General features: G+C 44.8%; 27 protein-coding genes. 20 read left to right on the top strand and 7 right to left on the bottom strand.

Annotated features, from left to right (window positions below; all coding sequences use genetic code 11):
* Positions 1 to 28: 28 nt before the first annotated feature.
* The 3 genes from motB to pssA all read right to left on the bottom strand — a co-directional run bounded on the left by motB (position 29) and on the right by pssA (position 2,273).
* Complete coding sequence (gene motB / locus GGR02_RS06720; RefSeq protein ID WP_183183966.1) at positions 29 to 790, bottom strand: flagellar motor protein MotB; 762 nt, start codon at positions 788 to 790, stop codon at positions 29 to 31.
* Complete coding sequence (gene motA, locus GGR02_RS06715) at positions 783 to 1,574, bottom strand: flagellar motor stator protein MotA (protein WP_183183965.1); 792 nt, start codon at positions 1,572 to 1,574, stop codon at positions 783 to 785. The genes motB and motA overlap by 8 nt, the downstream gene beginning before the upstream one ends.
* Before the next feature lie 159 nt (positions 1,575 to 1,733).
* Complete coding sequence (gene pssA, locus GGR02_RS06710) at positions 1,734 to 2,273, bottom strand: CDP-diacylglycerol--serine O-phosphatidyltransferase (RefSeq protein WP_183183964.1); 540 nt, start codon at positions 2,271 to 2,273, stop codon at positions 1,734 to 1,736.
* Positions 2,274 to 2,390: 117 nt separating this feature from the next.
* Between pssA and GGR02_RS06705 the strand changes: the two genes are divergently transcribed.
* Entirely contained in the window at positions 2,391 to 3,188 is a 798-nt protein-coding gene (locus tag GGR02_RS06705) for a phosphatidylserine decarboxylase (RefSeq protein WP_183183963.1), read from the top strand.
* 8 nt (positions 3,189 to 3,196) lie between these two features.
* Here GGR02_RS06705 and GGR02_RS06700 read toward each other — a convergent pair whose 3' ends face one another.
* Entirely contained in the window at positions 3,197 to 3,337 is a 141-nt protein-coding gene (locus tag GGR02_RS06700) for a sporulation histidine kinase inhibitor Sda (protein WP_066326297.1), read from the bottom strand.
* Between the two features lie 339 nt (positions 3,338 to 3,676).
* Between GGR02_RS06700 and GGR02_RS06695 the strand changes: the two genes are divergently transcribed.
* The 8 genes from GGR02_RS06695 to GGR02_RS06660 are packed head-to-tail and all read left to right on the top strand — an operon-like array spanning position 3,677 to position 8,689.
* Positions 3,677 to 4,192 (top strand): YqeG family HAD IIIA-type phosphatase, encoded by a 516-nt coding sequence (locus tag GGR02_RS06695; protein ID WP_183183962.1) that lies wholly within the window; start codon positions 3,677 to 3,679, stop codon positions 4,190 to 4,192.
* 4 nt (positions 4,193 to 4,196) lie between these two features.
* Positions 4,197 to 5,288 (top strand): ribosome biogenesis GTPase YqeH, encoded by a 1,092-nt coding sequence (gene yqeH, locus GGR02_RS06690; protein WP_183183961.1) that lies wholly within the window; start codon positions 4,197 to 4,199, stop codon positions 5,286 to 5,288.
* Between the two features lie 20 nt (positions 5,289 to 5,308).
* Positions 5,309 to 6,151 carry a shikimate dehydrogenase gene (aroE, locus tag GGR02_RS06685; protein WP_183183960.1) on the top strand — a complete coding sequence of 281 codons (843 nt, stop codon included), beginning with the start codon at positions 5,309 to 5,311 and terminating at the stop codon, positions 6,149 to 6,151.
* Positions 6,145 to 6,438: a ribosome assembly RNA-binding protein YhbY gene (gene yhbY / locus GGR02_RS06680; RefSeq protein ID WP_183183959.1), complete on the top strand. Its 294-nt coding sequence runs from the start codon at positions 6,145 to 6,147 to the stop codon at positions 6,436 to 6,438. Before aroE ends, yhbY begins: the two co-directional genes overlap by 7 nt.
* A 27-nt stretch (positions 6,439 to 6,465) precedes the next feature.
* Positions 6,466 to 7,038: a nicotinate-nucleotide adenylyltransferase gene (locus GGR02_RS06675; RefSeq protein ID WP_183183958.1), complete on the top strand. Its 573-nt coding sequence runs from the start codon at positions 6,466 to 6,468 to the stop codon at positions 7,036 to 7,038.
* Complete coding sequence (yqeK, locus tag GGR02_RS06670; RefSeq protein WP_183183957.1) at positions 7,025 to 7,606, top strand: bis(5'-nucleosyl)-tetraphosphatase (symmetrical) YqeK; 582 nt, start codon at positions 7,025 to 7,027, stop codon at positions 7,604 to 7,606. Before GGR02_RS06675 ends, yqeK begins: the two co-directional genes overlap by 14 nt.
* On the top strand, positions 7,599 to 7,955 hold the full coding sequence (gene rsfS, locus GGR02_RS06665) for a ribosome silencing factor (RefSeq protein WP_183183956.1): 357 nt from the start codon (positions 7,599 to 7,601) through the stop codon (positions 7,953 to 7,955). The genes yqeK and rsfS overlap by 8 nt, the downstream gene beginning before the upstream one ends.
* Positions 7,952 to 8,689 carry a class I SAM-dependent DNA methyltransferase gene (locus tag GGR02_RS06660; protein WP_183183955.1) on the top strand — a complete coding sequence of 246 codons (738 nt, stop codon included), beginning with the start codon at positions 7,952 to 7,954 and terminating at the stop codon, positions 8,687 to 8,689. The genes rsfS and GGR02_RS06660 overlap by 4 nt, the downstream gene beginning before the upstream one ends.
* Positions 8,690 to 8,744: 55 nt before the next feature.
* Here the strand turns inward: GGR02_RS06660 and comER are convergent, their stop codons facing one another.
* Entirely contained in the window at positions 8,745 to 9,563 is an 819-nt protein-coding gene (gene comER, locus GGR02_RS06655; RefSeq protein WP_183184015.1) for a late competence protein ComER, read from the bottom strand.
* A 119-nt stretch (positions 9,564 to 9,682) separates the two neighbouring features.
* Between comER and GGR02_RS06650 the strand changes: the two genes are divergently transcribed.
* From GGR02_RS06650 to GGR02_RS06640, 3 genes are all read left to right on the top strand, one after another.
* Positions 9,683 to 10,276 carry a helix-hairpin-helix domain-containing protein gene (locus GGR02_RS06650; protein ID WP_183183954.1) on the top strand — a complete coding sequence of 198 codons (594 nt, stop codon included), beginning with the start codon at positions 9,683 to 9,685 and terminating at the stop codon, positions 10,274 to 10,276.
* A 66-nt stretch (positions 10,277 to 10,342) separates the two neighbouring features.
* Positions 10,343 to 10,804: a ComE operon protein 2 gene (locus GGR02_RS06645; protein WP_183183953.1), complete on the top strand. Its 462-nt coding sequence runs from the start codon at positions 10,343 to 10,345 to the stop codon at positions 10,802 to 10,804.
* Between the two features lie 46 nt (positions 10,805 to 10,850).
* Positions 10,851 to 13,139: a DNA internalization-related competence protein ComEC/Rec2 gene (locus GGR02_RS06640; protein WP_183183952.1), complete on the top strand. Its 2,289-nt coding sequence runs from the start codon at positions 10,851 to 10,853 to the stop codon at positions 13,137 to 13,139.
* A gap of 58 nt (positions 13,140 to 13,197) precedes the next feature.
* Here the strand turns inward: GGR02_RS06640 and GGR02_RS06635 are convergent, their stop codons facing one another.
* Entirely contained in the window at positions 13,198 to 13,332 is a 135-nt protein-coding gene (locus GGR02_RS06635; RefSeq protein ID WP_084256359.1) for a YqzM family protein, read from the bottom strand.
* Positions 13,333 to 13,607: 275 nt separating this feature from the next.
* Here GGR02_RS06635 and holA point away from each other — a divergent pair, with 275 nt between their 5' ends.
* Positions 13,608 to 14,633, top strand: coding sequence for a DNA polymerase III subunit delta (gene holA, locus GGR02_RS06630; RefSeq protein WP_183183951.1), 1,026 nt, complete (start codon positions 13,608 to 13,610; stop codon positions 14,631 to 14,633).
* Between the two features lie 55 nt (positions 14,634 to 14,688).
* Here the strand turns inward: holA and rpsT are convergent, their stop codons facing one another.
* Positions 14,689 to 14,955, bottom strand: coding sequence for a 30S ribosomal protein S20 (gene rpsT, locus GGR02_RS06625; protein WP_183183950.1), 267 nt, complete (start codon positions 14,953 to 14,955; stop codon positions 14,689 to 14,691).
* A gap of 214 nt (positions 14,956 to 15,169) precedes the next feature.
* On the opposite strand from rpsT, the gene gpr reads away from it, so the two are divergent.
* From gpr to grpE, 7 genes are all read left to right on the top strand, one after another.
* Complete coding sequence (gene gpr, locus GGR02_RS06620; RefSeq protein WP_183183949.1) at positions 15,170 to 16,279, top strand: GPR endopeptidase; 1,110 nt, start codon at positions 15,170 to 15,172, stop codon at positions 16,277 to 16,279.
* 78 nt (positions 16,280 to 16,357) lie between these two features.
* The gene (gene spoIIP, locus GGR02_RS06615) at positions 16,358 to 17,554 is read left to right on the top strand and encodes a stage II sporulation protein P (RefSeq protein WP_183183948.1); all 1,197 of its coding nucleotides are present in this window, start codon (positions 16,358 to 16,360) and stop codon (positions 17,552 to 17,554) included.
* A 64-nt stretch (positions 17,555 to 17,618) separates the two neighbouring features.
* Positions 17,619 to 17,954 (top strand): YqxA family protein, encoded by a 336-nt coding sequence (locus GGR02_RS06610; RefSeq protein WP_183183947.1) that lies wholly within the window; start codon positions 17,619 to 17,621, stop codon positions 17,952 to 17,954.
* Positions 17,955 to 18,095: 141 nt separating this feature from the next.
* On the top strand, positions 18,096 to 19,922 hold the full coding sequence (gene lepA / locus GGR02_RS06605) for a translation elongation factor 4 (protein WP_183183946.1): 1,827 nt from the start codon (positions 18,096 to 18,098) through the stop codon (positions 19,920 to 19,922).
* A 63-nt stretch (positions 19,923 to 19,985) separates the two neighbouring features.
* Positions 19,986 to 21,128: a radical SAM family heme chaperone HemW gene (hemW, locus tag GGR02_RS06600; RefSeq protein WP_183183945.1), complete on the top strand. Its 1,143-nt coding sequence runs from the start codon at positions 19,986 to 19,988 to the stop codon at positions 21,126 to 21,128.
* A gap of 81 nt (positions 21,129 to 21,209) precedes the next feature.
* Positions 21,210 to 22,244, top strand: a complete 1,035-nt coding sequence (hrcA, locus tag GGR02_RS06595; RefSeq protein WP_183183944.1) for a heat-inducible transcriptional repressor HrcA — start codon at positions 21,210 to 21,212, stop codon at positions 22,242 to 22,244.
* Positions 22,245 to 22,315: 71 nt separating this feature from the next.
* Positions 22,316 to 22,918, top strand: a complete 603-nt coding sequence (gene grpE / locus GGR02_RS06590; RefSeq protein ID WP_306415772.1) for a nucleotide exchange factor GrpE — start codon at positions 22,316 to 22,318, stop codon at positions 22,916 to 22,918.
* The last annotated feature ends 11 nt before the right edge of the window (positions 22,919 to 22,929 follow it).

The following is a 22,929-nucleotide window of genomic DNA, read 5'->3' as shown; positions in this document are numbered from 1 at the left end:
TAAAAAAGCTGACAAAAATGTCAGCTTTTTAACGTGCGCTGGAAGAAGCGGTATTTGGCGCAATTAAAATTTCGACGCGGCGGTTTTTCATTCTTCCTTCAGGAGTCGCATTAGAGGCAATTGGTTTAAACTCCCCGTATCCTTTGGCGCTAAACATGCGCGGATCGAGCTGTTTGTTTTCCAATAATAGTTTCATAAAATTCACCGCCCGCATGACGCTTAGTTCCCAGTTGGAAGCAAATTTTGAGTTGCGAATTGGAACGTTATCCGTATGGCCGCTAATAATAATATTGCGCGGTGGATTCATGACGAGCAGACGGGAAATTTCTTGCGCCACTTGGCGATATTGCGGTTTTACGTCTGCACTACCAGAGTCAAATAAGACGTCGTTAGAAATCGTCACGAGCAGCCCTTCTTCGGTCAACGCTGTTTTTAAATTGGCTTGTAAATGCTTCTCTTCAATGTATTTATTAATATTTGCTTGCAGTTCCCGCAATCCTTCTTGTTCCACGAGGTTTTCTTGCTCGTTTTTCGTTAAGCGCTCTTTATTCGGAACAGATGTTTGCGGGTTGTTTTGTTCGACCGGGCTTGGGAAATCAAAGACGCCAAGACCGCCCGCTAACGCGCTACTAAACGAGCGGGCGATTTCTTGGAATTTTTTTTGGTCTAATTGGCTACTGGCGAACAAGACGATAAAGAGCGCCAGCAGCAGCGTTAAAAGGTCGGCGTACGGAATGAGCCACGTTTCGTCAATATGTTCCTCGTGGTGATGCTTCTTTTTTTTACTCATTTTTTGCCTCTCCCTGTCCTAATATTTTTTTCCGTTCGCTTTCTGGGAGATAGGAAGCAAGCTTTTGCTCAATTGCGCGCGGCGCTTGTCCTTCTAGAATCGACAGCACCCCTTCAATCATAATTTCTTTTACTTTTACTTCTTCCTTCGATTTTCGCTTCAGCTTGTTCGCAAACGGGTGCCATAAGACGTATCCGGTGAAAATCCCCATTAACGTCGCAACGAACGCGGCACTAATCGCGTGTCCAAGTTCGCCGACGTTATCCATATGTCCTAACGCAGCGATAAGCCCGACAACCGCCCCTAATACCCCGAGCGTCGGTGCGTACGTCCCGGCTTGGGTAAAAATGGCGGCGTTCGCTTGATGGCGTTCTTCCATTGCCGCAATTTCTTCCGACATGACGTCACGAATAAAATCTTGCGTCTGTCCGTCAATCGCTAAACTAAGCCCGTTGCGCAAAAACGGATCTTCAATTTCTGCCACTTTCGCTTCTAACGCCAACAATCCTTCCCGGCGAGCGATATTTGCCCATTCGACAAACAACGGAATAAGCTCTTCTACTGTTGGGATTTTTTGTTCTTTAAAAATGACGCCAAATAATTTCGGCAACCGCTTAATATCGCGAGTAGGAAAGGCAATCGAGACCGATGCCGCTGTTCCGACGATGATAATTAAAAACGCAGCAGGGTTAATCAAGACGACAGGGCTAACCCCTTTAAAATACATCCCAACCCCGACGGCAATAATTCCGAGAATAATTCCGATAATCGATGTTTTGTCCAAAAACGATCCCCCCGTTAATTCATCACCACATTCAAGCATATCCCTAGAACAATCGCGCCATTGTTCAAATTTATCATATAATTAATACGGAAGATTGAAAAGGGAAAAAGGTACGAATAATAAAATTTCTATAAATAGAAAAAGCTGCCCATTGGCAGCTTATACTTTTTTCAGCTTAAATGTTCCCACCATTAAAAACGATAATGTGATCAGAAGAAAAAAGAAAAATTGCGGTGGAAAATAATGAACACCGAAATAGCTAAACGTTAATAACACTCCAGCAGCAGTAATCGGCAACCCGGAAAAATAGCCGTTATTTTCCGTAATGTTAAAGCGTGCCAAGCGAAACGCCCCGCAGCCGATATATAAAATCGTGAAAAACGCCCCTGGTACGCCAAAATCTTGCATTAAACTTTGATAAAGCAATAGTGCAGGTGCCACTCCAAATGATATAATATCACTCATTGAGTCCAATTGTTTTCCAAGTTCGGACTCAATTCCGAGCTTTCGTGCCACCGTCCCATCAAATCGGTCAGCGAGTGCCGCAAGAAAAATGAACAGCAAGCTCGCGTTTAATTGCCCTTTTAACGTGAATAAAACAGAAAAGCCGCCTAACGTCAAATTTGTCAAGGTTAAGATGTTTGCCGTGTTCGCTTTTAGCTTTTTTAACGTATGATCAATATAATCGGATAAAAACATGTTTTCACGCTCCTTCTATCGCACGAAACAACAAGATATACTTCCATTATACTCATTTTATTTATAATATGGGAAGTAGTAAAAGTTCATTCTAGAATAAATTGGAGGGAATATCGTTTGTTCAAATGGTTGTACCGTCTGATGATTGAATTGACAAACCATGCGCTTTCTGCGAAATTGCTGTCGCGATTTACCCAGTCGCGCGTAAGTGCATGGCTCATTCCATCTTATGCAAAAGTGTATCAAATTAATCAAGAAGAAATGGAGAAAAATTTGTGTCATTATAAAACGTTGCAGCAACTGTTTATCCGAAAGCTAAAAGCAGGCGTACGCCCGATTGACCCTATGCCAAATAGTGTCGTCAGCCCGGTTGATGCGGTGATTGAAGATATTGGTGTGATTAGTGAGCAAAAAGAAATCGTCGTCAAAGGAAAAACGTATTCCATCGCTGAAATGCTTGGTAGCGAAGCCGCGGCGGAAAAATATTTAAACGGGCTATTTATTGTTTTATATTTAAGCCCAAGCCATTATCATCGCATTCATAGCCCGATTTCCGGGACGGTGACGAAACAATGGGAGCTCGGCAACCGTTCGTATCCGGTGAATCGTCTCGGATTGAAATACGGGAGAAAACCGCTGGCGAAAAATTATCGGGTCATTACGGAAATTGGCGCGGGCGGCAAACATGTCGCGGTCGTGAAAGTAGGGGCTATGTTTGTCAACAGCATTGAATGGACCCATCCGAATGAGCATTTAGTCAAAGGGGAAGAAATGGCGTACTTTTCGTTTGGCTCAACCGTTGTGCTTTTATTTGAAAAAGGGAGCATGATCCTTGACGAACGGATCGTTCCGCCGATGGATGTGAAAGTAGGCGAGCGGCTCGGTTTTTGGACGGAAAAAACAAAAAGGAGCTAAAAGCTCCGTTATGAAGAAAGTTTAATTTTATGTCCTAGCGAGCGGCGGTGAATTTCTCTTTCGATTAACTCAATAAATTCAGGGTTCAGCTTTAACTCGACTGCCTTAAAATAAGATTCAATGAGCAAATCGTCCGATAAATGTTTCATGGCAAGAACCCTCCTTTAACAGTGGAATAAAAATCGTATGCGATACATATAATGGTAAGTTACTTTTACTTTACCATGACTGTAAGGAGAGAACAACCGTTCTGTTATCCACAGTAAAAAGTGGATAACGTGTGGAAATAGTGTTTATAAACGTAAAAGAACGAGATAAAAAGCTTGTGGGTGATGTGGGTATAGTTATCCACAAGTTGTGGGAATGAAGAATTTTGTCGAAAAGTTTTTCTATTTTGTATAAATGTGTCAAACTTTGTTTTGAAACGTTGTCGAAAATTATGTATGATGGGAAAAGGCGAAACATGGAAATGAGAGGTGGAACAGTCGGTGCTTCATTATTTTTTGCCGAACGAATACGCGAAAAGCGTATTCGCGATTACGCCAAACGAACTAAAGAAAAAAGGAATTAAAGGGATTATTACCGATTTAGATAATACGCTTGTCGAATGGGACAGACCGTCAGCGACACCACAATTAGTCGAATGGTTTCGGGCGATGAAAGAGAGCGGCATTCAAGTTGTCATCGTGTCGAACAATAATAAAAAACGCGTTCAATCATTTGCCGAACCGCTCGGCATTCCGTTTATTTTTGAAGCGAGAAAGCCGTTGACGCGCGCCTTTAGCGAGGCACTACAAACGATGAAGCTAGCGAAAGAAGAAGTCGTCGTTATCGGCGACCAGCTGTTGACGGACGTACTAGGTGGCAACCGGCTTGGGCTGCATACGATTTTAGTTGTTCCGGTGGCGCAGACGGACGGGTTTTGGACAAAATTTAACCGAAAAATTGAACGGCAACTATTGCACGTCATGAAACGACGCGGAATGATTTATTGGGAGGAGTGAAACAATGCGCTGCATCGGATGCGGAGTACACATTCAGACGGAAGACGAAACAAAACTTGGCTACGCGCCTCCTTCAGCATTGGAGAAAGAAGAAATTATTTGCCAGCGCTGTTTTCGTTTAAAGCATTACAATGAGATTCAAGACGTCTCGTTAACAGACGACGATTTTTTAAAAATATTGCACGAAATCGGCCAATCGGAAGCGCTTGTTGTCAAACTTGTTGACATTTTTGATTTCAACGGAAGTTGGCTACCGGGGTTACATCGCTTTGTCGGCAACAATCCGATTTTACTTGTTGGCAACAAAGTCGATTTATTGCCAAAGTCGGTCAAGTATCCGAAGTTGATTCAATGGATGAAGCAGTCGGCGAAAGAACTAGGACTGAAACCAATCGATGTTTGCTTAATTAGTGCGGCGAAAGGAATTGGTATGCAGCGGGTGATGGAAGCGATTGAGCAATACCGCGATGGGAAAAACGTCTACGTCGTCGGCTGTACGAACGTTGGCAAATCGACGTTTATTAACCGGATGATTCGCGAAGTGACCGGGGAAGGGAATGTCATTACGACGTCGTACTTTCCGGGGACGACGCTTGATATGATTGAAATTCCGCTCGACGATGGAGCGGCTATTTATGATACGCCAGGGATTATTAACCATCAGCAAATGGCGCATTTTGTCGATAAGAAAGATTTAAAAACGATTACGCCAAAGCGGGAAATTCATCCGAAAGTGTACCAACTAAACGAACAACAAACGCTATTTTTTGGCGGATTGGCGCGGCTTGACTATGTCAAAGGTGGTCGTCGTTCGTTTGTTTGCTATTTCGCCAACGACTTGCTTATTCACCGGACGAAGCGCGAACACGCCGACGAACTGTATGAAAAACAGCTTGGAGAGTTGCTTCAGCCGCCGAAAAAAAGCGATGCGGACACGTTTCCGCCGCTTGTCGCCCATTCGTTTACGATTAAAGAAGCGAAAACGGATATCGTCTTTTCTGGGCTTGGCTGGGTGACGTGCAATGAGCCAGGGGCGCAAGTGATTGCGTACGTTCCAAAAGGGGTAAACGTATTATTGCGTAAGTCGCTTATTTAATGCTAAGGGGGAGAGGAGAAGTGAAGCAACTTTACGGGGTCATCGGCTGTCCGATTCACCATTCGTTATCGCCACTGATGCATAACGATGCGTTTCAAACGCTTGGTATCGATGCGTATTACCATGCGTTTCATGTCGAAAAAGAGGCGCTTGCGGACGCGATTAGGGGAATGAAAGCACTTGGAGTTGCTGGGATCAATGTCACGATTCCACATAAAACCGCCGTTATTCCGCTGTTGGATGAAGTGGATGAAATGGCAAAGCGCATCGGGGCGGTGAATACGATTGTTCGTGAAAATGACCGCCTCATCGGCTATAATACAGATGGCCAAGGATTTGTTCGGGCACTTGTCGAAGAAACAAATACAACGATTCAAGGAAAACGCATTTTATTAATCGGAGCTGGCGGTGCAGCGAGGGGCATTTATTTTTCGTTGGCAACTGCACAGGCAGAGCAGATTGATATTTGCAACCGCACGAAAGAAAAAGCGGAGCGGCTGCTCGAAGAAAGCGATATTTCGGTGAACGGACGCGCCTATTCGTTGACAGAAGCAGAAGAACGGCTTTCGCAATATGATATTATTATTAATACGACATCGGTCGGGCTTTCGCCAAACGTAGACGCGATGCCGTTGTCGCTAGAACATGTAAACGAACGAACGATCGTCAGCGACATTATCTATAATCCGCTCGAAACGAAATGGCTAAAAGAAGCGCGGAAAAAAGGGGCAATTGTGCAAAATGGCGTCGGCATGTTTGTCTATCAAGGAGCGCTTGCGTTTGAAAAATGGACGGGAGTATTTCCAAATGTCGAACGAATGAAACAAGTCGTCATTCAACAGTTAGGAGGAAAAACATGTTAACAGGAAAACAAAAACGGTTTTTGCGGGCAATGGCTCATCATTTAAAACCGATTTTCCAAGTGGGAAAAGGTGGGGTCAATGCCAATATGGTGAAACAAATTGCCGATGCGCTAGAAGCGCGCGAGCTAATTAAAGTAAGTGTGCTGCAAAACTGCGAAGAAGCGCGCGAAGTAGTTGCCGAACAGCTGGCAAGTGGCGCAGGCGCCGAACTTGTTCAAACGATTGGCAACACGATCGTGTTGTACAAAGAGTCTAAAGAAAACAAACAAATTGTATTGCCGCGGTAACACTCCTGCTCATAAGGAGAAAGGAAAATGAGAAAAATTGGTGTTTTTGGCGGGACATTTGACCCGCCGCATAACGGCCATTTACTAATGGCAAACGAAGTGCTGCACGCATTAACGTTATCGGAAATTTGGTTTATGCCGAATCATATCCCGCCACATAAGCAGCACGAACAAGTGACAAACAGCAGCGATCGGTTGCGGATGTTACAACTAGCTATCGCTGACCATCCGCAATTCAAAATGGAAACGATTGAGTTAATGCGCCAAGGACCATCGTATACGTATGATACGATGCGGCAATTGAAAGAGATGTATCCGAACGATCAATTTTATTTTATCATCGGTGCAGACATGGTAGAATATTTACCGCATTGGTATTGTATTGACGAACTTGTTCAGCTCGTCACGTTTGTCGGAGTGAAGCGTCCAGGCTTTTCTTTACGCACATTGTATCCGATTATCGAAGTCGAAATTCCTGAGTTTGCTGTATCGTCATCGCTTATTCGCGAGCGGGTAAAACAAGGGAAAAGCATTCGTTATTTAGTTCCGGAACGCGTCCGGCAGTACATTGAGGGGAAGAGGTTGTATGGAACGTCATGAAGCGTTAGAAATCGTCCAAAAGCAGCTTACCGATCACCGTTACCAACATACGCTTGGAGTGATGGAAACCGCTATCGCTCTAGCGAAGCAGTATGGGGCGGATGAAAAAAAGGCAGAGTTAGCAGCCATTTTTCATGACTACGCAAAATTTCGTCCGAAAGAGGAAATGAAACGAATTATTTTAGAGCAAAATATGCCAAACGATTTGCTTTTGCATAATACCGAACTTTGGCATGCGCCAGTCGGCGCTTATTTAGTGCAAACGGAAGTCGGCATTAACGACGAAGCCATTTTAAATGCGATTCGTTACCATACATCTGGTCGTAGCGACATGACGTTATTAGAGAAAATTATCTATATCGCCGACTATATCGAACCAGGACGAATATTCCCTGGAGTAGAAGAAGTGCGCGAATTAGCGAAACACGACTTAGACGAAGCACTCATCCAAGCGTTAAAAAATACAATTCAGTTTTTATTGAAAAAAAATCAGCCGATTTATCCAACGACGATTGAAACATATAATGCACTCATGATGAAGAAAAAGGGGGAGTCTGCCAGTGAATGAACGTGATATTTTGCGCGTCGCCGTTCGGGCGGCCGATGAGAAAAAAGCAGAAAATATTGTCGCGCTAAATATGAAAGGTATTTCACTTGTCGCTGACTATTTTATGATTTGCCACGGCAATTCGGAAAAACAAGTGCAAGCTATTGCGCGGGAAATTAAAGAAAAGGCGGAAGAACAACAAATTCCGGTCAAACGATTAGAAGGATTCGACGAAGCAAAATGGGTGCTCGTCGATTTAGGCGATGTTGTCGTTCATGTGTTTCATAAAGACGACCGCGCATATTACAATTTAGAACGTCTTTGGGGCGATGCGCCGGTAGAAGACGTGGCGAGTGATTTCGTGCAATGACGTACGAATCGTTTGCCTATTGGTATGATGCGTTAATGAGCGAAGCGCCGTATGACGAATGGAAAGCATTTGTCGAGCGAAAGGTACGTCAATACGGTCGTGCGGATGCGAAACGGGTGGTCGATGTTGGCTGTGGAACAGGGGAATTAGCCGTTCGCTTAGCGAAAGACGGCTTTTTTGTGACAGGGGTCGATTTGTCAGAAAATATGCTCGCCGTTGCACAAGAAAAAGCCGAGCGGGAGCGTGTGAACGTCGCGCTTTTCCAACAAAATATGGTCGAATTAGACGTTCCGCCAGTCGATATCGTTGTCATTTTTTGCGATTCACTCAACTATTTATTAACAGAAGCAGATGTCATGCAAACGTTCCGTCGGGTGCATGCAGCGCTTCAAGAAGGTGGCTTGTTGTTGTTTGACGTTCATTCCGTCTATAAAATGGAGCAGTTCCAAGGAGCGACGTTTGCGGATAGCGATGAATCGGTCAGCTACATTTGGCAATGCGAGCCGCTTGATACGCCGTATACGGTCGCTCATGAACTAACGTTTTTTGTGCAAACGGACCGAGGGCGTTACGAGCGGTACGATGAATCGCACGTCCAGCGCACGTTTACGCAGCAACAATATGAACAATGGCTCGCGGATGCAGGATTTACTGTGCTCGAAGTATGTGCCGACTTTACGGATTCCGCGCCGTGCGACACGTCGGAACGGATTTTTTTCGTCGCAAAAAAATAAGCTGTCCAAGGTGGCAGCTTATTTTTTTAGCAGGAATTTTGTCGTTTTTGCCGAATTAATGAAATTGGTTATGAACTTTTTTTACTTCCTCGACAAATTTTGCATTCGTTTTTTCAAAAACGTGGGCAAACATCTCGCCTACTTCTGCTTCTAACACTGCAATGCCTTCCCCAGTAATTCCACCTTTGACGCACACTTTTTCTTGCAATGTCGGAAGGGTGTACATCTTTTTTTTCAACAATTCCCCAACGCCAATGATCATGTCGCTCGCCAATTCGGTCGCCATCTCTTTTGAAATGTTTGTTTTTTGTACGGCAGCGTCGATAAACCGCTGCAGCAAATAGCTAAAAAAGGCTGGTCCGCAGCTGGCGATATCGGAGGCGATTCGCGTGATGTCTTGGTCGATGAAGACAGGGGTAGAAATTGCTTGAAACAAACGCTCGATATACTTGCGGTAATGCGCGGCACAGCGATGGCCAAAAGTAATTAACGAACTTCCAGAAAGTGCCCGATTCGTAATGCTCGGAATGACGCGAACGACGTGGCAAGGGACAACGGACTCGAGCTGCTCGACGGCAATTGGGCTTGTGATCGAAACGAGGCAATGCTCGGCTGTCCAGTAAGGTGCTAGCTCGATTAAAAGGGGGTGAATATCCAATGGTTTGATGCATAAAAAGACGATATTTGTCCGTTGAATGACTTCTTCTGGATTGGCTACTACTTCGATTTGCGGGTAAGTGTGTTGAACGTCCAACGCTTTTTTCATTGTGCGATTCGTGATGACGATATCTTGTTCAGCTACCGCACGTGCTTCTATCCATGCTTCAATGAGCATTCTCCCCATGTTTCCTGTGCCAATCACACCGATTTTCACGGCTCGTCCCCCTTTCTTTAGGTGATGGATCATACGTTCCATTTTTTCAATCCCTCTCTTCACGATATGTATGAAAAAACATATTTTTTTATGCAACATTTTTGAAAGGGTGGTGGAAGATGAAACAGTGGATAAAAAACATGCAGCAACGATGGTACGTATGGGTGCTTCTTGCGCTCGGACTCGCCTTTTTTCTTTATAGCAATCGCCAACCGGAAGAGAATACTTCCTTTCCGGTACAGCTAACCGAAGCAACGGAACGACAGGAAACGAAAGAAGAGAAGCAAGCACCGTCTTTGGTCGTCGTCGATGTGAAAGGGGCAGTTGTTCGTCCAGGCGTGTATGAATTAGCAGAAAACGCCCGTGTTCGCGATGCAATTGCGCTCGCTTCCGGGTTCACGAACGAAGCCGATCAAACAAAAGTAAATTTAGCGGCGAAAGTGCATGATGAAATGATGATTTACGTCCCGGTAAAAGGAGAAAACGCCCCAGCACCGGATCACACTTCGGATGGAAAAGAACAGATTGACATTAACCATGCAACGATTGAAGACATTCAAAAAATTCAAGGAATTGGTCCGACAAAAGCGGCTGCCATTATTGCTTACCGGGAAGAACATGGGCCGTTTCGGAAAATAGAAGACTTATTGAACGTATCAGGAATTGGCGAAAAATCGCTCGAAAAAATGAAAGGGCAAATTATCATTCGCTAAGGAAATTGACGCCTTTTTTCTCACCGAGTACACTAATGGTAAACAATTGGACAGGGGAGATGGGCAATGGAACGAATTACATGGGATCAATACTTTATGGCACAAAGTCATTTGCTCGCGCTGCGCAGCACGTGTACACGCCTTGCCGTCGGGGCGACGATCGTTCGCGACAAACGAATTATCGCTGGCGGTTACAACGGCTCGATTGCCGGGGGAGCTCATTGCATCGATGAAGGGTGCTACGTTATTGACAATCATTGCGTTCGCACGATTCACGCCGAGATGAACGCCATTTTGCAATGTGCGAAATTCGGGGTGCCAACGGAAGGAGCGGAAATTTACGTCACGCATTTCCCGTGTTTGCATTGCTGTAAAGCAATTATTCAAAGCGGCATTTCCGCCGTTTATTATGCCAAAGACTACAAAAACCATCCGTATGCGCTAGAGCTGTTTCAGCAAGCAAACGTGCTCGTTCGTCACGTTCCGTTTGACAAAAATGTGCTCTCGCTTCTTCAGCACATCGATTAAAATGCGGGCATGCGTTAGTGGCATGCCCGATAAAAGGGGATGAAAAATGAAAGGGAATATCGTATATATCGCCATCGCGGCGATTTTCGGTGTAACAAGTGGAGGGCAACGATTTCATTCGCTTCATGCCATCGCCATCATCGGCTATTTCTTCTTCCTCTTTCTTCGCAAACGCCTTCTTTTTCTTCCGTCGCTCTGTGCCGCCATCCTTTTTTTTCTCTATACGAATTGGGTCGAACGCCATAATACGACCATTCTTCCACAAGAAAAAACGGAGTTTACCGTTCGCTTCATAGCGCCTGTTACGATAGATGGCGATCGCTTCAAAGCGGTCGTTCGGACAAAAGAGGGGGAAGCTGTGCAACTGCTATACCGTCTTAAAAGCGAACAACAGCAGCGCGAATTTTCTCAGTTAGCGATTGGCATGGTTTGTACGTTCCGCGGGAACTTAGAAAAACCAGAGCCTTCTCGCAACTTTGCCGCTTTTAACTACCGCGACTATTTGCACTTTCAGCACATTCATTGGCTCGTTCGCCCACAATCGCTTTCGCTTCAGCAGTGTACACCGACTCCTCTCACCATATATGAAAAGCTGCTTACGTTGCGCCAGCAAGGGCTTCGCGCGATTGCTGACTTGTTTCCTCCTGCTTCTGCCGGCATTGTGCAGGCGCTTATTTACGGTGAACGAACAGAGATGGAAGAGGAGCTGCAAATAGGCTATCAAAAACTTGGGCTAATCCATTTATTAGCCATTTCTGGTTCGCATGTAACGTTATTAGTTAGCGCTTGCTTTTATGTACTTATTCGTTTCGTGACGCGAGAGACGGCAACGCTTGTTCTCCTCCTTTGTCTTCCGGTATATATGGTCATGACAGGCGCTTCTCCTTCCGTTGTTCGTGCGGTGCTCATGGCAATGCTTTTTTTAATCCTTCGCTATCAAAAGTCATCGATGGTGCCGTTAGATGTCCTTAGCATAGCATGTATACTAATGCTTGCCTTTCAGCCGTACGCGCTTTTTCAAGCAGGATTTCAGCTGTCGTTTATCGTATCGTTTGCGCTCATTTTATCGATTACGACGATTGCCCAGCGCCATTCGGCGGTCGTTCGTCTATCGTTGACGACATTTATTGCTCAAGTTAGTGCATTGCCGTTTGTGCTATATCACTTTTTTGCTGTTTCGCTGTTAAGCATCCCGCTTAATCTTTTGTTTGTTCCGCTGTATTCGTTTCTTATTTTGCCGCTTTCGCTTCTTTCGCTAGGAATGAGCTACCTTTCATTACCGGTCGGCGCTTTTTTCATTCGCTTAGTAAACGGAATCATCGAAACAACGAACGAATGGGTCGTTTTTTTGGCAGAAAAAGATCCTTTTTCGTTCGTGCTCGGTCGTCCGTCACCTATTTTCTTATGTTGTTATGGGGCGGCGATTGTATGGGCGTTTCGCCGAATGGAACAAGGAAAGTACCGATCGTTTCTATATGTAGCGCTTGTTGCATTATTGCAGGCGAGTTGGCCGTATATGGATAAGTATGGGGAAGTGGCGTTTCTTGATGTCGGTCAAGGGGATTGCATTTATATTGAATTGCCGTATCGCCAAGGTGTCTATTTAATCGACACCGGTGGAACTGTTTCGCTTCCGAAACAGCCGTGGCAAATACGAACGAGCGAATGGGACGTCGGAAAACAAGTTGTTGTCCCTTTTTTGCGGGCGAAAGGGGTGCGTGAACTCACCCGTTTAATCCTTACCCACGGCGATATGGACCATATGGGAGCTGCGACGGAAGTCATCCGACAAATCCATGTCCGCGAATTAGCGATTGGGAAAGGGGCGGTAAACGAAGCGTTAGCCCCCGTGATTGCAATGGCGAAAAAACACGGCATTACGGTGACAGAATGGCAAAAAGGGGATCGATGGAAAGTAGGGGATGCATCGTTTTTCGTTCTTCATCCAACGCCGACCGCTGCTCCCCTTTCCGATAATAACCGCTCGATCGTGTTATACGCCAAGCTCGGTCCGTTATCATGGCTATTTACTGGAGATTTAGAAAAAGAAGGAGAACAACAGTTGCTTACGTCGTTTCCACATTTGCGCGCCGACGTACTAAAAGTTGGGCATCATGGCAGCGAAACGTCAACCTCTGAATCGTTTTTACAAACAATCATGCCGAAACTAGCCGTCATTTCCGTCGGAAAAAATAACCGCTACCACCATCCGCACCAAATCGTGCTGGAGCGGTTAAAAGCGCATCATATCTCCGTTTTACGCATCGATGAGCACGGAGCGATTCACTATCGGTATACGAAAAAAACCGGAACCTTTATGGTGATGGTGCCATAAAATATAGCACGGCAGGAGGGGAAAAAGAAAAGAGACTGCCGAAAGCAATCTCTTTTCATCATGAACCAAAGTATTTCACTAATGTCGCAATAATGAACATCGTGGCGAAAAAGCCGAAGGAAACCATGAAGCCGACACCAGAATCGACCGCATCATTGCGTGTGCACTGTACGTTTTTCTCAAATTCGTTCATGATCCTTACCCCTCCTCGTGCAATCATTTTTAGTATACGCCAAAACGGGAAAAAAATCTATACGTCAATTATGCGTTTCCTATCTTAACAACAGTTAACACAAATAGTTTCAAGCGCGCGGGATAAGATAGTAATACCCGTTGATAAAGAACTTTTCTTTATCAGCGTTTATATAAAATGGGAGTCGGCTTTCCCCGTTTGCCGGCTCTCTTGTAAATGTCCAAAAAACAGTGTATCTTAATGAGCGAACGAAAAAAGAAATGGGGAAGAGAAACATGGGGTTGGATTTTTTTAAGAAAATCAATCGGCAAACATTGGCGCCGCTTTATTTAGTATATGGAACGGAACCGTTTTTAGCAAACGAAGCGGTCAAACGGCTTGTCAGCGCCGCATTAACGGAAGAGGAGCGCGATTTTCATTTAGCGGTGTATGATTGTGAGGAAACGCCGGTGGAAGTTGCGGTGGAAGAGGCGGAAACATTGCCGTTTTTTGGGGAGAAAAAAGTAGTCGTCGTGAAAAACCCTATTTTTTTAACGGCGGAAAAAGGAAAAGAGAAGGTGGAGCACGACCTAAAAAAACTGGAGGAATACATAGCTTCGCCTTCCCCTTTTTCCATTGTTGTTTTTACAGGAGCGTATGAAAAATTAGACGAGCGGAAAAAAATAACGAAGCGCTTAATGAAAGAAGCGGAAGTATTTGTCGCGTCGCCGCTGAATGAAAAGGAGTTGTACTGCTGGGTCGAGGAGCGCGTTCAAGAACATGGAGCTACGATAACCGCCGAGGCAAAAGAAAGAGTGCTGGCATTGGTAGGGACGAATTTAACGATGCTTTCGAATGAATTAGAGAAGCTATCGTTATACGTCGGACAAGCAGGAACGATTGCCGAAGAAACGGTGGAAATGCTTGTATCGCGCACGTTGGAGCAAAATGCGTTTGTGCTTGTCGAAAAAGTGGTCAAGCGCAACATCGAAGAAGCGCTGCAAGTGTTTTATGATTTGGTAGAAAATCAAGAAGAACCAATTAAAATTGTTTCGCTTCTTGCTTCCCAATTCCGCCTCTTATATCAAGTGAAAGCATTAGCGACGAAAGGGTATGGGCAGCAGCAAATCGCCTCTATTTTGAAAGTGCATCCGTTCCGTGTGAAATTAGCGCTTGGTCAAATGGCTTCATTTTCCGAGGAAGAACTGTTACGCATCATCCATGATTTAGCGGAAGCAGACTACCAAATGAAAAGCAGTGCGATGGACAAGCAGCTCATTATTGAGTTGTTGCTTGTAAAATGGAGCAAAAAGCCGGCATAGTGCGGCTTTTTCTTATCGCTTCTTTATGAAAAAAACGACCTAAGAGAGGTCGTTTTTACGCTGTGATGCTGTTTAATTTTTTCGCTAAGCGAGATTTTTGGCGGCTTGCTACGTTTTTATGGATTAAGCCTTTGCTTGCCGCTTTATCTAATTTCTTCGACGCAAGAACGAATGCTTCTTGTGCTTTTTCTACGTCTTTTGCTTCTACAAGCGCTTCGAATTTTTTGATGGCTGTGCGCATTGCAGATTTCATCGCAGCATTATGAGCACGGCGCTTTTCGCTTGTTTTTGCACGTTTGATTGCAGATTTAATGTTTGCCAATGTATTTCACCTCCGTTAATTACCTATCTACGTTATTCTTTTGTCGCATTTCGCCATATTCAAGAACAAGTGATATTCTATCAAACAGGCCGCAATTATGCAAGACTATTTGCAATTTGCCCATAGTAAAAGTGCACGCAGAGAACGAACATTGTATGAAAACGCGCCAAGCCGGCGACAATAAGCATAGCGTAAACAAAAGGAGGAGGTAGCTATGCTAGATCTCAGCAAATACGCGGTGCGAACGGACTTGGCGATTGAAGCGCACGAAATCGCCATCGAAGAGCGGCTACAACAAAAGCGCGAAACATCATCGCCAATGGAAGGAGTCGTTATTTGCGACCGAGAAATCGACGGGGTGAAATTGTCATACGTCGAAGTAACGGAAGAAGGGGCAAAATCGATCGGCAAAAAACCAGGGACGTATATTACGATTGAAGCACAAGGGATTCGTGAACAAGATACGGAGCTGCAAAAAAAAGTCGAACAAATTTTTGCGAAAGAGTTTCATTCGTTTTTAAAGAAATTACGGATTGGACAAGAAGCAAGCTGTCTTGTTGTCGGGCTTGGGAACGACCACGTCACTCCGGACGCCCTCGGACCGTTAACGGTCGAGAATTTGTTGATTACAAGGCATTTGTTTCAGTTACAACCAGAAAGCGTCGAAGAAGGGTTTCGACCGGTAAGTGCGATCGCTCCAGGCGTCATGGGAACGACTGGTATTGAAACGAGCGACATTATTCGCGGGGTCGTCGAAAAAACGAAGCCGGACTTTGTCGTTGTCATTGATGCGTTAGCGGCGCGGTCGTTAGAACGGGTCAATGCGACAATTCAAATTTCCGATACGGGCATCCATCCTGGCTCAGGGGTAGGAAATAAACGAAAAGAACTAAGTAAAGAAACGTTAGGGATTCCTGTCATTGCTATCGGGGTGCCGACGGTTGTAGATGCGGTGTCGATTACGAGCGATACGATTGATTTTTTGTTGAAGCATTTCGGAAGAGAAATGAAAGAAGAGAAGCGCCCGTCAAACTCATTAGCGCCATCTGGTTGGGCGTTTGGAAGAAGAAAAAAATTAACGGAAGAAGACATGCCGGCAAAAGAAGAGCGTTCGGCATTTTTAGGGATGATCGGAACACTTGCCGACGAAGAAAAACGGGCGCTTATTCACGAAGTATTGACGCCGCTTGGCCATAATTTAATGGTGACGCCAAAAGAAGTTGATGTGTTTATCGAAGATATGGCGAATTTACTTGCTAGCGGCTTAAATGCAGCGCTCCATGAGCAAATCGATCAAAGCGACATAGGCGCTTATACACATTAATCCGGAAAAATTCGGTTCTATCTTTTTAAGCTTGACCATACTGTTAAATTAGTAGACAAGCTTAGAAAGGGTGAGAACATGAATCGGATCCGCTCTCGACCGTTCGTAACCGTTCATGGGACAAGCATAAAAAAAATAGCCATCATCGCTGTTTTAGGCTGGATGATGATGTTCACGCTTATTGGGGTGTTGACATCTTTAAAGCCTGAATATCGTTTCTCCTCGTCATCCGTCAACAATGTCGTAAACCATTTTCCTGAGGAGACGTTCGTTCATTTGCTTAGCTTTGAAAACCACTATTTTTCACAAAATTTGCCGAAAGAACGACAACACATTAGCTATTCCTCTATATTATTTCGGACGATTACGAGCGTGAACTTAAACGACCCGCGCAGCTTTCTCGGGAAGGAATTGCCCGGCTTTGCCTTATATGATAGTAAAATTGTGGTTGCCGGAGAAGGAACGGATTATACGAACATGCCATACGAATCTGCGCCACCGCTTGAAGTGATGCTAGCCGAGCGAGAAGCCTCGTTGGACAATTTAGAAAAAGCGGATGAAGTGCAAGATGAAAAGCCAGTGCCGCCGCCAACGATGACGACCGGTGGAAAAAAAGTGGTGTACATTTATCACACGCATACGTACGAATCATATTTGCCTGCGCTAAAAGGAGTCACTGACCCTGATTTAGCTTTTCATCGGACGGTAAACGTAACAAAAGTAGGAGAGCGGTTGGCGGAAGAACTAGAAAAGCGGGGAATTGGCGCAGAAGAAAGTCCAATAGATATCCAAGCGGAATTATCGAAAAAGGGGATGAAGTATTATCAATCGTACGATATGTCGCGAGAAGTCGTGATGGAAGCGATGAAACAAACCCGCGATTTACAATATTTCATCGACATTCATCGTGATTCGCGTCCGCGAAAATATACGACTGTAACGATTAACGGAACGGATTACGCGCGTGTCGTGTTTATTATCGGCGGGGAAAATCCAAATTATGAAAAAAACCTGCAAGTCGCGACGAATCTCCATCAATTGTTGCAAAAAAAATACCCAGGACTAAGCCGAGGAGTAATCGAGAAAAAAGGGGCCGAAACAAACGGGAAGTTCAACCAAGATTTATCAGGGAATGCCATATTAATTGAGTTTGGCGGAGTGGACAATACGTTTGAAGAGCTGTTCCGCACGGCGGCTGCGGTTGCGGATGTGTTCAGCGAGTATTATTGGCAAGCAGAAAAAGTACAAGCGCCAGCTCCAGCGCAAAAGAAATAATGAGTGTAGTTTTGGCGCCCATAAGGTGGGAAAAACGTTGATATATTGACATCGGAGGGTAGAGATGAAGTTTACGATACAGTTTTTTGCCGCTGTCGTCATCCTTTTTTTCGGTGTGCTGCTTGGCATGCAGCAAGCGAACGAAGGGCTTTTAAAAATGAAAGGATATCACGACCCCTCGTTCCAATCGGTAGTTGCTGTGAAGAAAAACGAAGAAGGAGCAGTCGAGGCAACGGTACTAGGAAACAAAATGACGGCCGAAACGGTGGACGAGAAAGCAAAAAAGTTAGAACAATGGAAAATGTTTAACATGTTCTCAGAGCTTGGAAAGCGATTGGCGGAAGCGGTTCATCTAGCAGCCGCTAAGCTGCTTTCGCTGCTTGGCAAATTCATCGATTGATTCCCCACTAATCGTAGAGGGGGATTTTTTTTTGGAAAATGATAAAGTCGGGAATCCGGCTTTTTTTATACGTTGAATATTGCCGGTGGTGTTGCTATAATCAAAGCTAGTGTAGTTTCGGAAACGGTAGGAGTGAACTAAATGAATCGTGAAGAAAGACTAAAACGAAGAGAGAAAATCCGCAACTTTTCGATTATCGCGCATATTGACCACGGCAAGTCGACGTTAGCTGACCGCATTCTTGAACGCACAGGGGCGATTTCTGAGCGGGAAATGAAAGATCAATTGCTTGACTCGATGGAGCTCGAGCGGGAGCGCGGCATTACGATTAAATTAAATGCCGTTCAGCTAACCTATAAAGCAAAAAACGGAGAAGACTATATTTTCCATTTGATCGACACGCCAGGACACGTCGATTTTACGTATGAAGTATCGAGAAGCTTAGCCGCTTGTGAAGGTGCCATTCTCGTTGTCGATGCGGCGCAAGGAATTGAAGCGCAAACGTTGGCAAACGTCTATTTAGCGCTCGATAATAACTTAGAAATTTTGCCGGTCATTAATAAAATCGACCTCCCAAGCGCAGAGCCAGAGCGCGTCCGCCAAGAAATTGAAGACGTCATCGGACTTGACGCTTCGGAGGCGGTATTAGCTTCGGCCAAGGCGGGGATTGGTATCGACGAAATTTTAGAGCAAATCGTCGAAAAAATACCAGCGCCAACTGGCGACCCAGACGCGCCGCTAAAAGCGCTTATTTTCGACTCGCTCTACGACTCATACCGCGGGGTCGTTGCTTACATCCGCGTCGTCGAAGGAACGGTAAAGCCAGGACAAAAAATTAAAATGATGTCGACCGGAAAAGAGTTTGAAGTTGTCGAAGTCGGCGTCTTTACCCCAAAAGCAAAAGTAGTTGATGAACTGACAGTCGGGGACGTTGGTTATTTGACCGCGTCGATTAAAAACGTTAGCGATACGCGCGTCGGGGATACGATTACCGATGCGAAGCGGCCTGCGGCTGAACCACTTCCAGGATATCGTCGCTTAAATCCGATGGTGTTTTGTGGGATGTATCCGATTGATACAGCCAAATACAACGATTTGCGCGAGGCGTTGGAAAAACTGCAGCTAAATGATGCAGCGCTGCAATTTGAACCAGAAACGTCGCAAGCGCTCGGCTTTGGTTTCCGCTGCGGCTTTTTAGGGCTATTGCATATGGAAATTATTCAAGAGCGCATCGAACGCGAATTTAACATTGACTTAATTACAACGGCGCCAAGCGTTGTGTATAAAGTATATTTAACGGACGGAACAGAGCTGCAAGTCGATAACCCGTCCAACATGCCGGATCCGCAAAAAATTGACCGTGTCGAAGAGCCGTACGTCAAAGCAACGGTCATGGTGCCGAACGATTACGTCGGGGCAGTGATGGAATTATGCCAAGGCAAACGCGGTATTTTTGTCGATATGCAATATTTAGACGAAAAGCGGGTCATGTTAATTTATGAAATTCCGCTTTCGGAAATTGTGTACGATTTCTTTGATATTTTAAAATCAAGCACAAAAGGCTATGCCTCTTTCGACTACGAACTTATTGGATATAAGCCGTCGAAACTTGTCAAAATGGACATTCTTTTAAATGGCGAAAAAGTTGACGCCCTTTCGTTCATTGTGCATCGCGATTCGGCATATGAGCGTGGAAAAGTGATTGTTGAAAAGCTGAAAGACTTAATCCCGCGCCAACAATTCGAGGTGCCGGTACAAGCAGCCATTGGCAATAAAATTGTCGCTCGGTCGACAATTAAAGCGCTGCGGAAAAACGTGTTAGCGAAATGTTACGGCGGGGACGTATCGCGGAAACGGAAGCTGTTAGAAAAGCAAAAAGAAGGGAAAAAGCGGATGAAGCAAGTCGGTTCCGTCGAAGTTCCGCAAGAAGCGTTCATGGCCGTATTGAAAATGGATGATAAAAAATAAGGAAACAAAGGCTGTCTCATCGGATGGGATAGCCTTGTTTTTTACGTAAAGGAGCGATGACGAGTGATTCAGGCAGCGTATTTGCACATTCCGTTTTGTACGCACATTTGCCATTATTGCGATTTTAATAAAGTGTTTGTCAAAGGACAGCCGGTAGCAGAATATTTGCAGGCGATGGAACAAGAAATGAAAGAAACGGTTGCACAGTTTCCGACGGAGCGGTTGCAGACGATTTTTATTGGCGGCGGCACGCCAACCGCGTTGACGATCGAACAACTCGATTTTTTGTTCACAAGCATTCATCGCTCTCTTCCGTTCGCTGTCGATCACGTAGAATTTACGGTAGAAGCGAATCCGAACGAACTATCGCGCGAAAAATTGCAGCTTTTAAAAGATGCGGGCGTCAACCGATTAAGCATCGGGGTGCAAACGTTCGACGACACGCTATTACGCCAAATCGGCCGCACCCATCAAACACGCGACGTATGGCAGGCGGTCGAAACAGCAAAAGCGGTTGGTTTTACGAATATTAGCATCGACTTAATCTATGGACTGCCAGGGCAAACGCTTGAACAATTCCGAAAGGATTTAGCGGTGGCGTTCTCGCTTGATGTTCCGCACATCTCCGCCTATTCCTTAATTATCGAGCCAAAAACAGTGTTTTATAACTTGATGCGAAAAGGAAAGCTTTTTTTGCCATCACAAGACGAAGAAGCGGAAATGTACGAAGAGACGATGAAACAAATGCAACAACACGGATACGTTCAATATGAGCTAAGTAACTACGCTCGTGCTGGATTCGAAAGCAGGCATAATTTAACGTATTGGAACAATGAGTATTACTATGGCATTGGCGCTGGCGCCCATAGCTATATGAACGGCATACGCAACGTCAACATTGGACCGGTGAAAAAATATATTGAGCACATCGAAAAAGGGAAGCTGCCGTACGTCGAACAGCATGAAGTGAATGAGCGCGAACGAATGGAAGAAGAAATGTTTTTAGGGCTTCGGAAAATAGAAGGAGTATCGAAACAACGGTTTTACGAAAAGTTTCATCGTTCGCTGAACGACGTATTCGGCGATGTCATTGCCGAACAAACAGCAAACGGGCTACTGGAAGAAACGGAAACGCATCTTCGCCTTACTCACCGCGGCAAGCTGCTTGGCAATGTTGTATTTGAAGCGTTTCTTCATGTCAGCTAATTGACAGAAGCGACCGAATTTGATACTTTAATAATAGATTTAGCACTCGAACAACCTGAGTGCTAACAGAGGTGATGATCGTTGTTAACTGATCGCCAATTGCTCATTTTACAAGTCATTATTGATGATTTTATCCGTTACGGTCAGCCCGTCGGCTCTCGAACGTTGGCTAAAAAAGAGAAAATTACGTTTAGCTCTGCGACGATTCGGAATGAGATGGCAGACTTAGAAGAGTTAGGGTATATTGAAAAAACGCACATTTCCTCTGGAAGGGTGCCATCGGAAAAAGGCTATCGTTATTATGTCGATCATCTATTATCGCCACAGCGGCTGACACAAGAAGACATGAACAAAATTAAATCGATTTTTGCCGAGCGAATTTACGAATTGGAAAAATTAGTGCAAAAATCAGCGCAAATTTTATCGGATTTAACGAGCTATACGTCCATTGTTCTCGGTCCAGCTGTGAAAGAAAATAAGTTAAAGCGGCTGCAAATTATCCCGCTAAATAAAGAAACGGCGGTAGCGATTATCGTCACGGATACAGGGCATGTCGAAAACCGCGTCATTACCATTCCGGCAGCGGTGAACGCTTCTGATTTAGAAAAAATGGTGAACATTTTAAACGAACGACTTGTCGGTGTTCCACTGATTGATTTAAAAGACAAAATTTACAAAGAAGTAGCGAACGTGTTGCGCATGCATATTTATAGCTATGACAGCATGCTCAAAACGATCGGTGAGACACTTGACATTCCGCAAGAAGAGAAAATGTTTTTCGCCGGAAAAACGAACATGCTCAGCCAACCAGAATTTAGCGATATTCAAAAAATTCGCTCGTTAATGGCGATGATCGAACAAGAAAAAGACTTTTACCGTTTGTTGCGCAAACATCGGCAAAAAGGGATTCAAATAACAATCGGACGCGAAAACCAGTTGAGTGGAATGGAAAACTGCAGCTTAATTACGGCAACGTACTCCATTGGCGAAGAACCTTTAGGAACGATTGCAGTGCTCGGTCCAACACGCATGGAATATTCCCGCGTCATTACGATTTTAAACCGTGTCGCTTCCGATTTATCGACGGTGCTGACAGACTGGTATCAAAACGACTAGCATTGGTCATATTGGATAATGGATGGTCGGTGCTTGACACCCCATCCTTTCCTTGTGAACATACATATTTGATGACGTTAAGGGAGGTGAGGGCGATGGAAAGAGAAAAAGAAACGCTCGAAATGCAAGAAGAAACTACATATGATCAAACGACAGAAGAAACAGTAGAAACAGAGCAAGAACTAGCAGAAGCAGAGGCACAAAACGAGGAGCTAGCAAAAGCGCACGCACAAATTGCCGAACTGCAAAACAAATTACAAGAAATGGAACAGCGTTACCTCCGCTTATATGCGGATTTTGATAATTTCCGACGCCGCACAAAATTAGAATTTGAAGCAGCGGAAAAATACCGCGCCCAAAGTTTAGTGACCGATTTATTACCGGCGTTAGACAACTTTGAACGCGCCTTAAAAGTAGAAGTCGAAGATGAAAAAGCGAAATCCATTTTGCATGGGGTCGAAATGGTTTACCGTTCGCTCGTCGAAGCGCTCAAGAAAGAAGGCGTCGAAGCGATTGAATCGGTTGGCAAACCGTTCGATCCACACGTCCACCAAGCAGTCATGCAAGTGGAAGATAGCAATTACGAACCGAATACGGTCGTCGAAGAGTTTCAAAAAGGATACAAACTAAAAGACCGTGTCATTCGACCGGCAATGGTGAAAGTAAATCAATAAACAGGAAGGTG

The organism is Anoxybacteroides voinovskiense (assembly GCF_014196205.1).
Classification (GTDB): Bacteria; Bacillota; Bacilli; order Bacillales; family Anoxybacillaceae; genus Anoxybacteroides; species Anoxybacteroides voinovskiense.
This window is presented reverse-complemented; position numbering and strand designations above follow the sequence as displayed.